The following is a 15,910-nucleotide window of genomic DNA, read 5'->3' as shown; positions in this document are numbered from 1 at the left end:
AAATAATGGTAGCGGCGGAGGGGATCGAACCCCCGACCTCACGGGTATGAACCGTACGCTCTAGCCAGCTGAGCTACACCGCCATTTGAATAATGTTTTCTCAAAGTCACAAGAAATATAGTACATCATGATTGAAAAAGTGTCAACACAAAATAAAATAATCAGACTATTATGTAAATTTCGATAGGGAAACAAGGGGGTTTTTAAGGTAAGAAGGTAAGTGGGGAGGTAGATTTTGTAGAAATCGATGCGGTCTATGAAAATAGCATCGAAGTTTTTGTTTCTGCTCTCTTGTTGTTTTGACAAAATGCTTGTCCAGGCTGTGGTTTAATGAATGAAATAACAAAGGAGTGATGTACAAATGTTAGGAACGTTGACCAAGCGAGAAGATCGTAAGACCACACTGAAACAGTCTAATGTCAGCAAGGGGTTACAAAAGGTATCAGGAAACCTTTTTACGTTCATGGTGGAAAAAGGGGTCTTCCACATGGTGCTGTCGGTTTTATTAGGAAGAGCTATCATTTTATCTTCTATGGCTCCATTCAGTGTAGCGTTTTTAGCAGTGATCTGGTGGATGAAAAGGCCATTGATCATTCCAGTTACAATCATGATGGCCGCGGGGGCTTCTACATATAGTTACAGCCATGCGGGTTTCGTGTTAGGAGCGTCGGCGACTTTTTTGCTCTTAAGTCTGGGGCTGTCCAGAACAAGTCACCCCCAGAAATGGTTACCGATGCTCGCGCTCCTTGCATGCTTTATACCCCGAACGGTCAGTCTGGCCCTCCTTGACCGTTGGCAGCTCTATGAACTTACATTACTGGTTGCAGAAGGGGTTCTCAGTTTCATACTAGTACTAATATTTATGCAGAGTCTCCCTTTATTATCACCACAAAGATATCATCCTACTTTAAAAAATGAGGAGATTGTCTGCTTAATCATATTATTAGCCTCCGTATTGACCGGCATGATCGGCTGGGAGATACAAGGCGTTGCGGTCGTCGATGTATTCGCCAGGTATTTAGTCATCCTTCTTGCCTATATTGCGGGAGCAGCCATCGGTTCGACTGTTGGTGTGGTTACAGGCCTGGTGTTGAGTTTATCGAATATGGACCATATCTATCAGATGAGCCTGCTTGCGTTTTCAGGCTTATTAGGCGGGTTATTAAAAGAGGGGAAAAAAGTGGGGGTGAGTGCCGGGCTGATTGTCGGTACATTATTGATCGGCTTTTATGTAAATAACGGGGCAAGTCTGCCGTCTTCTGTGATTGCCTCAGCTCTAGCTGTGATCTTTTTTCTATTGACCCCCAATTCTTTGGTGGGTAAATTATCGCGTTATGTTCCTGGAACAGATGAACATCAGTCGGAACAACAAAAATATTTACAAAAGGTGCGTGATGTAACAGCCGTACGAGTGGGGAAATTTTCAGAGGTTTTTCAAGCGTTATCCAAAAGTTTCACTCATATAGAACCGGTCCCTCCTGAAACTGCTGAAGAAGAGGAAGTGGACTATTTTCTCAGCCATGTCACAGAAAAGACCTGTCAGTCCTGTTTTAAGAAGGAGAAATGCTGGGTTAACCTGTTCGATCAAACCCACGATATGATGACCGAATTGATGACCGAAATCGATGAGAAAGGAGAGCCTAATCGGATTGTCCGTAAGAACGTGGAAGACCATTGCGTAAAATCTCAAAAGTTAATAGATACGATGAAACACGAGCTGTCTTTCTACCATGCGAACAAACAATTGAAAAAACAAGTAATGGAGAGTCGCAAGTTCGTAGCAGAGCAGCTTCAGGGCGTTTCAGATGTGATGAGTAATTTTGCGCAGGAAATAGTTAAAGAAAGAGAGCATCATGAAAAGAAGGAGCAGATTATTTATCATGCTCTGGAACGAATGGGGATGGTGATCCAGAAGTTAGAAATCTATTCCCTGGACCCGGGGAATATGGATTTGGAATTAATTGTAGAGATTGATAATTATCGAGGGGAAGGCGCGAAAGTCATCGCCCCTGTACTTTCGGATATTTTAGGAGAATCAATTGTAGTGACAATGGAGGAAATTACTCCATATCCGCACGGGCGTTGTTATTTGAATTTTGGATCGGCCAAACATTATTCCATTGAAACCGGCGTAGCGCATGCAGCTAAAGGGGGAGGGTTCATATCTGGAGACAGCTACACCATGATGGAATTGGGGAGGGGAAAATATGCCCTGGCGATAAGCGATGGTATGGGAAACGGCGAACGTGCGCATGAAGAAAGCGTGGAGACGTTGAGGTTATTGAAACAGATTCTTCAATCCGGAATTCAAGAATCCGTTGCGATCCAATCAATCAATTCCATTCTTTCTTTACGGAGCAATGATGAAATTTTTTCAACATTGGATTTGGCTGTCATCGATCTTCATCAAGCCACATCAAAATTTGTGAAAGTCGGAAGCACCCCAAGCTTCATAAAGAGAGGAGATCAAATCTTTACAATTGAGTCCGGGAATTTGCCGATGGGGATCATTCCGGAGGTAGATGTGGACATGACGAGCGAACAGTTAAAAGCAGGGGATCTGCTGATCATGATGAGTGATGGGATTATCGAAGGTCCCAAGTACGTTGAAAACATGGAAATGTGGTTAAAACGCAAGATTAGAGAAATTCCTAGTAAAGATCCGCAAGTGATTGCTGATGTCCTGTTAGAAGAAGTGATCAGAACACAATCAGGGTCGATCATCGACGACATGACGATTTTGGTCGCTCGAATTGATCGTTATATGCCGGCATGGTCTTCCATACCAACAGAGAAAAAACAAGCCTGAGGCAACGTATATAAATTCCTCTTTTCGGCGATTATGGTGATAACGAAACAGGAGGGATGGACATATGAAACCAGGACGTTTAAAACAAATACTGCTGTTGACAGATGGATGTTCCAACCATGGAGAAGACCCGATTGCAGTTGCAGCTCTTGCTAGGAATCAGGGGGTAACGGTCAATGTGATTGGCGTTCTCGACGATCGGCAGCACAGCAAGCCACAAGGGCTTGATGAAATTGAATCGATTGCCGAAGCCGGTGGAGGCATCAGTCAAATTGTATATCAAAAAAGTTTGTCCCAAACCGTTCAAATGGTGACGAGGCAAGCCATGACTCAGACGATTCAAGGGGTCGTGAATAAAGAATTGCAAGAAATCCTCGGTAAAGATCAAACCATTGAAGAACTACCTTTGGATAAACGGGCGGAAGTCGTAGAGGTCGTCGATGACTTAGGTGAAACCTGTGATCTCGAAGTCCTTGTCCTTGTCGACACCAGCGCGAGTATGAACCATAAGCTTCCTACAGTGAAAGATGCACTATATGACCTTTCTTTGAGTTTGAATGCGAGAACAGGGTCGAATCAATTTTGTGTATACGTCTTTCCTGACACTAAAAAGACGATCAAAAAAATGATTGATTGGACGCCTGAGCTTGAAAAAATTCATGGGATTTTCTCTAAAATTTCAAGTGGAGGATATACACCGACAGGTCCTGCCTTGAAGGAAGCGTTATATGCATTTACTGAAAAACCTTTCTTTCACAGTATGCAAGATGGAGTAGATCCTTATGAAGAAACAGGGCTTTAACCTATATCCGGGATCTTATGTGCGTGGAAAATGGAGTGGGCATGGCTATATCATTGAAAAAGAACTAGGTTCAGGGGCCTGTGGAACTGTTTTTTTAAGTAGGAATGCCAAAGGGGAGAAGTGTGCCCTTAAAATAGGATCTGATAGTTCGCGCTTGATGCTGGAAGTGAATATGTTGAAAAAGTTCGGCAAGGTCCAAGGGGTAAAGCTTGGACCTTCTTTTGTTGACGTAGACGATTGGGTGGACCCTTCCCGGCAAACCTTCCCTTTTTATGTGATGGAATACATAGAAGGGGCAGCCTTGCGGTCATTTTTAAAAGGGAAATCAAGGGAGTGGGTGGGGATCTGTGCGCTTCAACTACTCAGTGATTTAGAGCACCTCCATCGTGCCGGGTACGCTTTCGGAGATTTGAAGACAGATAACTTGTTGATGGTGGACTCGCGGGTTCGTTTAATCGATGTCGGGGGTGTGACACAGTTCGGGCGCGCCATCAAGGAATATACGGAATTCTATGATCGGGGCTATTGGGGGCTTGGAAGTAGAAAAGCAGATCCCTCCTACGATTTATTTGCTGTTTCGATGATTATGCTTGAAATGGCTTACCCCGGCAGGTTTGAAAAAGGAGTAAAACCGAGCAGGACATTGATGAATAAATTGACTGCTTCTACGCTTTTAAAACCGTATCAAAAAATGATTATCCAGTGTTGGGAAGGAAAGTATCTTCATGCATCAGAAATGAAGCACTCCCTGTCCCTTGTGCTTATGAAAAGAACCATGTCTCCACCCCCATCAAGGCGGAAAAAGAAACAACAGCAAGGATCGGAAAAAGTAGAGCTCGTCACTTTTTCTATCTTATCGGTGTTGTTTTTAGGGGTGTCTATCTTCAGCTTCTGGATCTAGGGGTATTCTTTTTGCTTAGCTATGAAAGAGTGATAGGATAAGGGTAGATGAATTGTCAGTAAACGGGAGTGTGGGTCACATGGAGCAGAAGGTCCATTCGTTTATTAAAAAGCATGAGCTTATCAGACCGGGACAAACTATTCTGGCCGCGGTGTCGGGTGGGCCGGACTCTATGGCTCTATTGCATTATTTCTGTGCAATCAAGGAAGAGTACCAGCTTCAGTTGCATGTCGTGTCCATCGATCATGGGCTGCGTGGAGAAGATTCTTATGAAGACTTGGCCTATGTGAAACGTATGTGTGAACAATGGAATGTTGATTTCACCGGGACATCAGTAGACGTCCCTTCCTATAAATCCATGGAAAGAATGGGGACACAAGAAACAGCACGGAAGTTACGGTACGACTTTTTTAAAGAGATGATGGATGAAAAGAATATCGATGTATTAGCTTTGGGTCATCATGGAGACGATCAGGCGGAAACGATGATGATGCAGATGGTCCGCAACGCGACACCGGAATCCATTCAAGGTATTCCTGTCCGGAGAGCATTTGGACGAGGTGAGATCATCCGTCCTTTCCTGAACGTTACTAAAGATGAAATTATCCATTATCTCAAAAAACATCACGTTGAATTCAGGGTAGACGTTTCCAACGAAGAAACAGACTACACGCGTAATGCATTCCGTAAACATGTCATTCCATATTTCCGACAGCAAAACCCGAAATTTTCTCAACATATGCAAAGGTTGAGCGAACGTTTAAGAGATGATCAAGAGTACATAAAAGAACAAGCGAAAGAAGTTTTGAAAACCATGGATTTCTCTTCAAAAGAAGAGAGGTGCGTTCGATTTTCAATTCAAACTTTCAAAACATTCCCGCTTGCTTTACAAAGAAGTGCCTTTCATCTAATATTGAACTATCTGTATGTGGATCAAGCGGATGACATTTCCTACTTACACGAGGAAATGTTCATGGATCTTATAAGTGAACAAAAATCGAATGCGACGATGGATTTCCCGCGTGGGTTGAAAATCATACGTGCATACGACAGCGTTACGCTGACGTTCCGTATTGACGAGGATATTGAACCCCTTTTCAAAACCTTACAAATAGGAGAAACCATACAACTTCCGGACGGTTCTTTACTTCAGGCAGATTGGACGGATCGACCTGAAGAAGAAGGGACGTATGTCTACCTTTGTGATTCCCATCACGTAAAGCTACCTTTGGTTGTTCGTACCAGGATGAATGGAGATCGGATACGAGTAAGAGGAATGAATGGATCGAAGAAAGTGAAAGATATTTTTATTGATCAAAAGATTCCATCCGATAGTCGAAATTCATGGCCTCTGGTGACGGATAGCAATGGAGACATCCTTTGGTTGATTGGCTTGAAAAAAGGCGGGGAATACATCAGAAAGCCATCTGGGAAGTGGCTTCGATTGAAATATGAAAATAAAGCAGACAAGTAGGAGGAGCAAACATGCACAGCGAAATTGAAAAGGTCTTGATTTCTGAAGATCAGATTCAGGAGAAATGCAAAGAAATGGGGGCACAATTGACAGAGGAATATCAAGGGCGGTTTCCTTTGGCTATTGGTGTTTTGAAAGGGGCTACCCCGTTTATGGCCGATCTGCTGAAGAGAGTGGAAACGCATTTGGAAATGGACTTTATGGACGTTTCAAGCTACCACGGAGGTATGAGATCTTCAGGAGAAGTCAAGATTGTTAAAGACCTTGATACAAAAGTTGAAGGAAGAGACATCCTTATCATTGAGGATATTATCGACAGCGGTTTGACTTTGAGCTATTTAGTAGACCTGTTCAAATATCGCAAAGCAAAATCCATTAAAATTGTAACGCTGCTGGATAAACCGACTGGAAGAACGTCTCATATCAAAGCAGATACCATCGGCTTTGAAGTGCCGGACGAATTCGTGGTCGGATACGGATTAGATTATGAAGAAAAGTATCGTAACTTACCGTATATCGGTGTATTGAAACCTGAAGTTTACGGTGGATAATATTCACCTGGATAATTGAAGTTTAAATGTTTTGTTTGCAAGGGTAATTAGTTGTGTATTCTGTTTTTGATATGGTACGATTTACTATAGTTTTCTCGCTTGGGAGGAGGTAGGCAATGAACCGGATATTTCGTAATACAATATTTTACTTACTTATCTTCCTCGTTGTCATAGGCGTCGTAGGTCTATTCAGAGGTCAAGGTGAGCAACAGAAACAACTGAACGTGAACGAGTTTTATGATAAATTGAATAACGGTCAAATTGAAGAAATGACGATCCAGCCTGTCAATGGGGTGATTGGTGTCACCGGTCAGCTGGCTGACAGTGAAGAAGGTGAAGGTGGGTTTACGGTCCAGCTTCCTGAAAATGATCAAGTCATTTCGAACGTGACTGAAACAGCGAAGGAAAAGACGACGTTGTTTGTAAAAGAAGAGGAGCAGCCCAGCGCATGGGTGACGTTCCTTACGTCGATCATTCCGTTTGTCATCATATTCATTTTGTTCTTCTTCTTACTTAACCAAGCTCAAGGCGGCGGAAGTCGTGTCATGAACTTTGGTAAAAGTAAAGCGAAGATGTATACCGAAGAGAAAAAGAAAGTACGCTTCAAAGATGTAGCCGGGGCTGACGAAGAGAAGCAGGAATTAGTCGAGGTCGTAGACTTTTTGAAAGATCCTCGCAAATTCTCTGCTGTAGGTGCCCGTATACCTAAAGGTGTCCTGTTGGTAGGACCTCCAGGTACAGGTAAAACCTTGCTTGCCCGTGCAGTGGCAGGAGAGGCTGGCGTACCGTTCTTCTCCATCAGTGGTTCTGACTTCGTTGAAATGTTTGTCGGTGTCGGTGCTTCCCGTGTACGTGATTTGTTCGAAAATGCAAAGAAAAACGCTCCGGGAATTATCTTCATTGATGAGATTGATGCCGTAGGTCGTCAACGTGGTGCAGGCCTGGGCGGAGGTCATGATGAGCGTGAGCAGACATTGAACCAACTGTTAGTTGAAATGGATGGATTTGGTGTCAACGAAGGAATCATCATTATCGCTGCAACCAACCGTCCTGACATTCTTGACCCCGCCCTTCTGCGTCCAGGTCGTTTTGACCGTCAAATTACGGTCGACCGTCCTGATGTGAAAGGTCGTGAAGCTGTTCTGGCTGTACATGCGAAGAACAAGCCTCTATCTGAAAACGTAGACTTGAAGACAATCGCTCTACGTACACCAGGCTTCTCAGGTGCAGATCTGGAGAACCTGTTAAACGAAGCTGCTCTAGTAGCCGCTCGTGGGGATAAGAAACAAGTAGATATGGACGATGTCGATGAAGCCATAGATCGTGTCATTGCTGGTCCTGCTAAGAAGAGCCGTGTCATTTCTACGAAAGAGCGCAATATTGTCGCTCACCACGAAAGTGGACATACGGTCATCGGTATGGTGCTTGATGATGCCGATATGGTACACAAAGTTACGATCGTCCCTCGTGGTCAAGCAGGTGGTTATGCTGTCATGCTTCCGAAAGAAGATCGTTACTTCATGACGAAGCCTGAGTTGTTCGATAAGATCACGGGTCTACTCGGTGGTCGTGTCGCTGAGGAAATCATCTTTGGTGAAGTGAGTACAGGAGCTCACAATGACTTCCAACGTGCCACCAGCATTGCTCGTAAGATGGTCACAGAATATGGAATGAGTGAAAAACTCGGTCCGTTGCAATTCGGTTCTAATTCCGGCGGACAGGTCTTCCTGGGTCGTGACATCCAAAATGAACAAAATTACAGTGATCAAATCGCTTATGAAATTGATCAGGAAGTTCAAAACTTCATCAATTACTGCTACGATCGTGCAAAAACGATCCTTACTGAGAATAAAGATAAGTTAGAATTGATCGCTCAAACACTTCTTGATGTTGAAACGCTTGATGCAACTCAAATCCGTTCCCTCTTTGATAAGGGACGTCTCCCGACAGATGAAGAGCTGGAGGCGATTGCTAAAGAGCATAACGCGAAGATAAAAAATAATACTTCTTCAAAAGATGAAGATGTACGCGTAAACATTCAATCCAAAGAAGACGATCAGACAGATTCTCAAGAAACGACGGAAGAATCTGATGACAGTGAAGAAACATCTGAAAAGAATGATTCTGAGTCTGAAGATCGTAAATAAAAAAGAAAACCACACCACCCATTTTGGGGAGGTGTGGTTTTTTGCTGGTTATGACAAAATTGGTTCGTCCAGAATTTTGATACAGCGATACCATTGAAGAATGTGGTATGATGGTAGCCGAAGGAAATGATCCGGGAGGCTTTAAAATGAATTTTGTTCTTGATGTTGGAAATACCAATACAGTACTTGGTGTTTTTGAAAAAGGATCCCTGCAATATCAATGGAGAATTAAAACTGATCGCCATAAAACAGAAGATGAGTACGGAATGTTGATCAAATCTTTGTTCGACCATGAAGGGTTGACGTTTGAAGATATGGAAGGAGTCATCATTTCTTCTGTCGTTCCCCCTATCATGTTTGCTCTTGAACGGATGGCTCGTTATTATTTTAAAAAGGAGCCAATGATCATCGGAGAGGGTAAAGTCGACCACGGTCTTGAAATGAAATATCCCAACCCATCTGAAATAGGCGCCGATCGGGTAGTCAATGCTGTCGGGGCGATCGATGAATATAATTTGCCATTAGTCATTATTGATTTCGGAACAGCAACAACCTATTGTTATATTAATGAAAACGGAGAATATATCGGAGGTGCAATTGCGCCGGGAATCAACGTATCAATGGAGGCTTTATATGCGAAGGCAGCAAAGCTGCCTAAAATTGAGATCAAGAGTCCCGAACATGTAATCGGACAAAGTACTGTAGAAGCGATGCAATCTGGTGTATTCTATGGGTATGTAGGACAAGTCGATGAAGTCGTCAGACGGATGAAACAAACTTCTGATTACGATCCTACAGTTATAGCTACAGGTGGTTTGGCTTCATTAATCGCCGGAGAATCCAGTACAATTGATCATGTTGATCCTTACCTTACTTTAAAAGGACTTCATAAAATATATCAACGCAACAAAGAGAAAAACGCTTTTAAAGGAGAATGATTCATATGTCAGACTATTTAGTGCGTGCGATGGCTTATGACGGACAGGTGCGGGCATACGCTGTTCAATCCACGGATACTGTGGAAGAATCCCGCCGCCGCCAGGATACATGGGCTACAACTTCAGCTGCCCTGGGAAGAACTCTCACGATCAGTGCCATGATGGGGGCCATGTTGAAAGGTGATGACAAGATCACCATAAAAATTGAAGGTGACGGTCCTGCAGGTGCTTTGATTGCAGACGCTAATTCAAAAGGTGAAGTACGAGGATATATTAAAAACCCTCATGTAGATTTCGATTTGAATGACCAAGGGAAACTCGATGTGGCTCGGGCAGTAGGTACGAGCGGAACGTTAAGCGTAGTCAAAGATCTCGGCATGAAAGACCATTTTACTGGTCAGGTACCTTTGATTTCAGGAGAAATAAGTGAAGATTTCACCTATTACTTTGCTAACTCCGAACAGGTTCCATCAGCTGTCGGTGCAGGAGTTCTCATCGACACTGATCATTCCATTCTTGCTTCAGGAGGGTTTATCATACAAATGATGCCTGGAGCTGATGACGAGACTACGAGTGAAATCGAGAAACGACTTACAGAAATGCCGGCGATTTCTTCTCTTGTTCGTGATGGTAAAAGTCCTGAAGAAATTTTACATGCCGTACTAGGGGAAGACAATGTACAAGTGCTCGATACGATGCCGATCCAATTCAAATGTCACTGCTCCAGAGAGCGGGTAGAAACAGCTATATCCAGTCTCGGAGATGAAGAAATCCAAAAAATGATTGATGAAGATCAAGGAGCAGAAGCCAAATGTCACTTCTGTAACGAAGATTATCAATTTAATGAAGAAGAGCTGAAAGAACTACAGTCAGGCTCAACCGAGTAATTAAAGCGATCTCTAAATATAAAAAAAGCGGAACACCCCCCGATGTGGCTGTTCCGCTTTTTTTCTTAGATTTGCATCCTTTTTTCAAAGATATTGAACCTTTGGGAATGAACCTCGAATATGAATCACGGAATTGATAAAGATAAACAAAATGTCATGCCTTAATTAAGTTCGTATCGCTCCCCCCCCCTCCTGGATTGAAAGAACTTTTCTTATCCAGAACAGGGGGATTGTATATAAATAATATTAATTTTTTCTGGAAGCTGATAATACCATTTATAAATGCTGGTGACTGCAAGCGGCCAGTGAGTGGAAAGGTTTGACAACCTTTAGTATATCAGGTAGATTGAAATTAAATCCTATAAAAACACTTGGTATTAAGGAGTGGGAGAATGAGAATAGCGAACAATGTAAGTGAACTGGTTGGTAAAACTCCAATGGTAAAACTGGTTGGAAGTGCAGAGGAAGATAGTGCAGATATTTATCTGAAGCTGGAATACATGAATCCGGGTTCTTCTGTGAAGGACAGAATCGCTCTTTCTATGATCGAAGAAGCTGAAAAAGCCGGCCTTCTTAATACCGGGGACACGATTATTGAACCGACAAGTGGAAACACGGGCATCGGCCTGGCAATGATCGCGGCATCAAAAGGATACCAAACAGTCCTTGTCATGCCCGACACGATGAGCCAGGAGCGCCGAAACCTGCTCCGTGCTTATGGTGCTGAACTTGTACTTACTCCTGGAAGCGAAGGAATGAAGGGAGCGATCAAGAAAGCTGCGGAACTTCAAGAACAGCACGGATATTTCATGCCGCAGCAATTCAATAATGAAGCTAATCCATATATTCATGAAAAAACGACCGGCCCGGAGATTGTTGAGCAAATGGGTGATCAACTGGACGCCTTTGTTGCAGGAATAGGAACGGGAGGAACGATTACAGGGGCAGGAAAAGTATTGAAAGAACGGTATCCTGATATCAAGATCGTCGCCATTGAACCGGAAGGGTCTCCTGTCTTATCTGGAGGGGAGCCCGGCCCCCACAAAATCCAAGGAATAGGAGCTGGTTTTGTTCCTGGTATATTGAATACTTCGATTTATGACGAAGTGTATCAAGTAACTATGAAGGATTCCTATGCTGCAGCACGTGAAGCCGCTAGAAAAGATGGTATCTTAGGTGGTGTTTCCTCCGGGTCCGCAATTCACGTTGCGAAACAAGTTGCTAAAAAACTTGGAAAAGGTAAAAAAGTGGTCGCCATCATTCCGAGTAATGGAGAACGCTACCTTTCCACTCCGCTTTATCAATTTGAAGAAGAGTGATTCATCAAGCTGTGCTCTTTCCTAAGAGCGCAGCTTTTTTATTTGTCCTCTCGGTTGATGTGATAGAAAAGGCAAAATGTTGTAAGATAAGGGCAGAAGATTTAGGGGAAAGAGGGAACTTGGATGAGTTATATTTTGCAAACAAATGAAAAACAATTCAACCTTGGAGAGCGGACGCTTGTAATGGGTATTCTGAATGCTACCCCCGATTCATTCTCCGATGGAGGTCGTTTCAATGATGTCGAAGCTGCGGTAGAGCAAGCCCTCACTATGGAAAGAGAGGGAGCTGACATCATCGATATAGGTGGTGAATCGACAAGGCCGGGGCATGAACCTGTTTCTCAACAAGAGGAGTTGGAACGGGTTCTACCGATTATCAAGGCGGTGAAACAAAAAGTGAACATCCCTATTTCCATTGATACGTACAAGGCGGAAGTAGCCGAACAGGCGGTTCAAGCTGGTGCTTCCATCGTCAACGATGTGTGGGGAGCGAAAAAAGATCCGGCTATTGTTGAAGTTGCCGCTCGATACGAAGTGCCCATCATATTGATGCATAACAGGGAAGACAAAGATTATGACAACCTCATTTCTGATATGAAAACAGACTTGAAAAAGAGTGTTGTGGCAGCTAAAAAAGCAGGAGTAAAAGATGAACAAATTATACTTGATCCCGGTATCGGGTTTGCAAAAACGCCAGAAGACAATCTGGTCGTAATGAGAAACCTTTACCAATTCCATGATATGGGATACCCTTTACTGCTCGGCAGCTCCCGCAAATCTTTCATTGGTCTCACGTTGGATCTGCCGAAAGATGAACGGATGGAAGGAACCGGAGCTACAGTATGTTATGCCATTTCTCAAGGGGTCCAGATTGTAAGAGTTCATGACGTGAAGCCGATCTCCCGTATGACCAGGATGATGGATGCCATGCTAGGAAAGGGTGTAAAGAATGGATAAAATATATTTGAACCAGATGGAATTCTGGGGCTATCACGGCCTCTTCCCTGAGGAAAATAAATTAGGGCAGCGTTTTTATGTTGATTTGCAGCTGGAATTAGATCTAAAACCAGCGGCTCTTTCAGACGATATGCAAAAGTCAGTCGACTACGGTGCTGCTTATGAAATATGTAAGAAAATAGTTGAAGGTAGAGCTCACCACCTTGTCGAAACGGTGGCAGAGAAATTAGCGAACGAATTGTTGGATCAGTTTTCTATTATTGATGCCTGCCTGGTGAAAGTATATAAGCCCGACCCGCCTATTCCAGGCCACTATAAATCAGTCGCCATCGAAATATATAGGAGCCGTTCTTCATGAATACCGTGTATATAGCTCTCGGATCTAACATCTCTCAAAGAGAAGATCATTTGAAACACGCCATAGAAATGTTAGATCAACAAAATGAATTGGAAGTCATACAGAAGTCATCCATTTATGAAACAGCTCCTGTCGGATATACGGAACAAAACGACTTTTTAAACATGGTGATACAAATATCTACGACCCTTTCTCCTTTGCAATTGCTTGATGTTTGTCAGTCGGTAGAAGCTGACCTTGGAAGAAGGAGAATTGTAAAATGGGGGCCTCGCACAATAGACCTTGACATATTACTGTTTAATCAAGAAAATATGGAAACAGAACGGTTGATTATCCCTCACCCCTCTATGCAGGATAGAGCGTTCGTTATGGTCCCGCTTGCAGAAATTGCTCCTCAGGTAACAATCCCTGGGTTGAATCAAACCGCGCAAATGATAATAAATGAATTGCCTGAACAAAATAAGTCAGAAATTCGTGTTTGGGGAAGAATATAAGAGCGATCATAGTGGTCATAATGGAAATACGACAATATGCTTCATAATACTAGAGAGGTAAAAAGGACATGGTGGCATGAGAAACCTTCATGTACATTGAAAACGATGTTTAACTCTCTTGGTGAATTTATAAAAAGGTTTTAATTAAGGAGAAAAGTATCCTGTTCTTCCTGAGCGTTGACACGGGTCGAGGACTTTTCTATACTAAACCATAGTTGGAATACTGCCAGTTTCAAGCTGGCAGTTTTTATTATTGAAGCGGTATACATGAATTTATAGATTAGGAAATGGAGTGATTACAATGTCAGAAGAACTTAATGAACATATGCGGGTTCGTCGTGAGAAATTGAATTCTTATCGAGAGCAAGGCTTGGATCCTTTCGGTAGCAAATATGAGCGTACGGATTATGCGGAGAATCTTGTTCAAAAATACGATGAATACAGCAAAGAAGAATTGGAAGAAAAACAAATCCCTGCTACAGTAGCTGGTCGGATTATGACTAAGCGCGGAAAAGGGAAAGCCGGCTTTACTCATATTCAGGACTTGACCGGTCAAATTCAACTGTACGTACGTAAGGATGAAATCGGCGAAGAAGCTTACGAGGTATTCAAGACAGCGGACCTTGGAGATATCGTCGGTGTATCTGGAGTTATGTTCAAAACGAATGTCGGGGAACTGTCAGTTAAAGCAACTCAGTTTGATTTATTGACGAAATCTTTACGACCACTTCCAGAGAAGTTCCACGGTTTACAGGATGTTGAACAGCGTTACCGTCAACGTTATTTGGATTTGATCACAAACCCTGGCAGTCGTGACACATTTGTCACTCGGAGTAAAATTATTCAGTCCATGCGTAGATATTTGGACGGTTTAGGGTTCCTTGAGGTAGAAACCCCATTGATGCACGGAATTCCAGGAGGGGCTTCTGCACGTCCATTCGTCACCCATCACAATGCGTTAGACATGCAGTTGTATATGCGTATTGCAATTGAGCTTCACTTGAAGAGATTAATTGTTGGTGGCATGGAAAAGGTATACGAAATCGGCCGAGTATTCCGTAATGAAGGTATATCTACTCGACATAACCCAGAGTTCACTATGCTTGAGCTTTATGAAGCGTATGCGGATTACCACGATGTTATGAGCTTGACTGAAAATATGGTAGCTCACATTGCAAAAGATGTTCTTGGCACTACGAAAGTCACTTACAATGAACAGGAAATCGATTTGGAGCCTGAATGGACCCGACTACACATGGTAGATGCAGTTAAGGAGCATACTGGTGTGGATTTCTGGGAGCAAATGAGTGATGAAAAAGCCAAAGAACTGGCTGAAGAACATGGCATCGAAATTAAAGATACTATGACGTTCGGTCATATTGTGAACGAATTTTTCGAACAGCGTGTGGAAGATAAGCTGATTCAACCTACTTTTGTGTACGGACATCCAATCGAAATTTCTCCTTTGGCGAAAAAGAATCCTGAAGATGAAAGGTTCACTGATCGCTTTGAACTATTCATCGTTGGACGCGAACATGCCAATGCTTTCTCTGAGCTGAATGATCCAATTGATCAACGTCAACGTTTCGAAGCTCAATTGAAAGAACGCGAAGAAGGAAACGATGAAGCTCATATGATGGATGAAGACTTTATTGAAGCATTAGAATATGGAATGCCACCAACAGGTGGGTTGGGAATTGGAATTGACCGTTTAGTAATGTTGCTGACGGACTCCCTGTCGATCCGCGACGTCTTACTCTTCCCACAAATGAGAAACCGTGATTAATAACGTAAAGATTTTACCCCCTGGTTTTTATACCTGGGGGTTTTCTTTATGAATTTATAAAGATATTATTTTAAAAACCCTTGATTTACTTTCGTAACCGTGATAAATTATTACTTGTCGCATTGAGAGAGCGGCCACGAGCTGACAGCAGCTCAAAAAAACATGAAAAAAGTTGTTGACTCCAACAACGCATCATGGTAAATTAATATTTGTCGCCAAAAAAGGCAGACGAAAGAAATTGAAAAAGTTGTTGACACCAACAACAAGCCATGATAAGATGGTTAAGTCGCTGTTTTGAGTGGCAAACAACATTTTGATCTTTGAAAACTGAACGAACCAACCAGTACGTCAAGATATTTCTTCTATTAAGAAGAAACTTAAACAAGCACATTCGGTGTGCAAATGAGCAAGACAAACTTTTTCAACTTTTATGGAGAGTTTGATCCTGGCTCAGGACGAACGCTGGCGGCGTGCCTAATACATGCAA

General features: G+C 42.9%; 13 protein-coding genes, 1 tRNA gene and 1 rRNA gene. 14 read left to right on the top strand and 1 reads right to left on the bottom strand.

The genetic code is table 11. The annotated features are described in order from the left end of the window. Nucleotides 1-6: 6 nt before the first annotated feature. Nucleotides 7-83, bottom strand: a tRNA-Met gene (locus LCL89_RS16420). A 278-nt stretch (nucleotides 84-361) separates the two neighbouring features. Here LCL89_RS16420 and spoIIE point away from each other — a divergent pair. From spoIIE to LCL89_RS16350, 14 genes are all read left to right on the top strand, one after another. Next, entirely contained in the window at nucleotides 362-2,809 is a 2,448-nt protein-coding gene (gene spoIIE / locus LCL89_RS16415) for a stage II sporulation protein E (protein ID WP_224810939.1), read from the top strand. A 64-nt stretch (nucleotides 2,810-2,873) separates the two neighbouring features. Continuing rightward, nucleotides 2,874-3,611 (top strand): vWA domain-containing protein, encoded by a 738-nt coding sequence (locus LCL89_RS16410; protein WP_197318459.1) that lies wholly within the window; start codon nucleotides 2,874-2,876, stop codon nucleotides 3,609-3,611. Continuing rightward, nucleotides 3,592-4,512 (top strand): protein kinase domain-containing protein, encoded by a 921-nt coding sequence (locus tag LCL89_RS16405; protein WP_224810938.1) that lies wholly within the window; start codon nucleotides 3,592-3,594, stop codon nucleotides 4,510-4,512. Before LCL89_RS16410 ends, LCL89_RS16405 begins: the two co-directional genes overlap by 20 nt. Nucleotides 4,513-4,591: 79 nt before the next feature. Continuing rightward, complete coding sequence (tilS, locus tag LCL89_RS16400; RefSeq protein WP_224810937.1) at nucleotides 4,592-5,986, top strand: tRNA lysidine(34) synthetase TilS; 1,395 nt, start codon at nucleotides 4,592-4,594, stop codon at nucleotides 5,984-5,986. Nucleotides 5,987-5,997: 11 nt separating this feature from the next. Continuing rightward, a complete protein-coding gene (gene hpt / locus LCL89_RS16395; RefSeq protein ID WP_197318456.1) occupies nucleotides 5,998-6,537 on the top strand; it encodes a hypoxanthine phosphoribosyltransferase in 540 nt (179 codons plus the stop codon). A gap of 116 nt (nucleotides 6,538-6,653) precedes the next feature. Continuing rightward, nucleotides 6,654-8,684: an ATP-dependent zinc metalloprotease FtsH gene (gene ftsH, locus LCL89_RS16390; protein ID WP_197318455.1), complete on the top strand. Its 2,031-nt coding sequence runs from the start codon at nucleotides 6,654-6,656 to the stop codon at nucleotides 8,682-8,684. A gap of 146 nt (nucleotides 8,685-8,830) precedes the next feature. Continuing rightward, on the top strand, nucleotides 8,831-9,622 hold the full coding sequence (locus LCL89_RS16385) for a type III pantothenate kinase (RefSeq protein ID WP_197318454.1): 792 nt from the start codon (nucleotides 8,831-8,833) through the stop codon (nucleotides 9,620-9,622). Between the two features lie 5 nt (nucleotides 9,623-9,627). Further along, nucleotides 9,628-10,509 carry an Hsp33 family molecular chaperone HslO gene (gene hslO / locus LCL89_RS16380; protein WP_224810936.1) on the top strand — a complete coding sequence of 294 codons (882 nt, stop codon included), beginning with the start codon at nucleotides 9,628-9,630 and terminating at the stop codon, nucleotides 10,507-10,509. Between the two features lie 392 nt (nucleotides 10,510-10,901). After that, complete coding sequence (cysK, locus tag LCL89_RS16375; RefSeq protein ID WP_224810935.1) at nucleotides 10,902-11,828, top strand: cysteine synthase A; 927 nt, start codon at nucleotides 10,902-10,904, stop codon at nucleotides 11,826-11,828. A gap of 123 nt (nucleotides 11,829-11,951) precedes the next feature. Continuing rightward, nucleotides 11,952-12,785: a dihydropteroate synthase gene (gene folP, locus LCL89_RS16370; protein WP_224810934.1), complete on the top strand. Its 834-nt coding sequence runs from the start codon at nucleotides 11,952-11,954 to the stop codon at nucleotides 12,783-12,785. Continuing rightward, on the top strand, nucleotides 12,778-13,143 hold the full coding sequence (folB, locus tag LCL89_RS16365; RefSeq protein ID WP_224810933.1) for a dihydroneopterin aldolase: 366 nt from the start codon (nucleotides 12,778-12,780) through the stop codon (nucleotides 13,141-13,143). Before folP ends, folB begins: the two co-directional genes overlap by 8 nt. After that, on the top strand, nucleotides 13,140-13,637 hold the full coding sequence (gene folK / locus LCL89_RS16360; RefSeq protein WP_224810932.1) for a 2-amino-4-hydroxy-6-hydroxymethyldihydropteridine diphosphokinase: 498 nt from the start codon (nucleotides 13,140-13,142) through the stop codon (nucleotides 13,635-13,637). Before folB ends, folK begins: the two co-directional genes overlap by 4 nt. A gap of 301 nt (nucleotides 13,638-13,938) precedes the next feature. Continuing rightward, the gene (gene lysS, locus LCL89_RS16355; RefSeq protein ID WP_224810931.1) at nucleotides 13,939-15,423 is read left to right on the top strand and encodes a lysine--tRNA ligase; all 1,485 of its coding nucleotides are present in this window, start codon (nucleotides 13,939-13,941) and stop codon (nucleotides 15,421-15,423) included. A 427-nt stretch (nucleotides 15,424-15,850) separates the two neighbouring features. Further along, nucleotides 15,851-15,910, top strand: a 16S ribosomal RNA gene (locus LCL89_RS16350); the annotation flags it as partial.

Source organism: Halobacillus yeomjeoni (genome assembly GCF_020171525.1).
In the GTDB taxonomy this organism is placed as follows: Bacteria; Bacillota; Bacilli; order Bacillales; family Halobacillaceae; genus Halobacillus; species Halobacillus yeomjeoni.
This window is presented reverse-complemented; position numbering and strand designations above follow the sequence as displayed.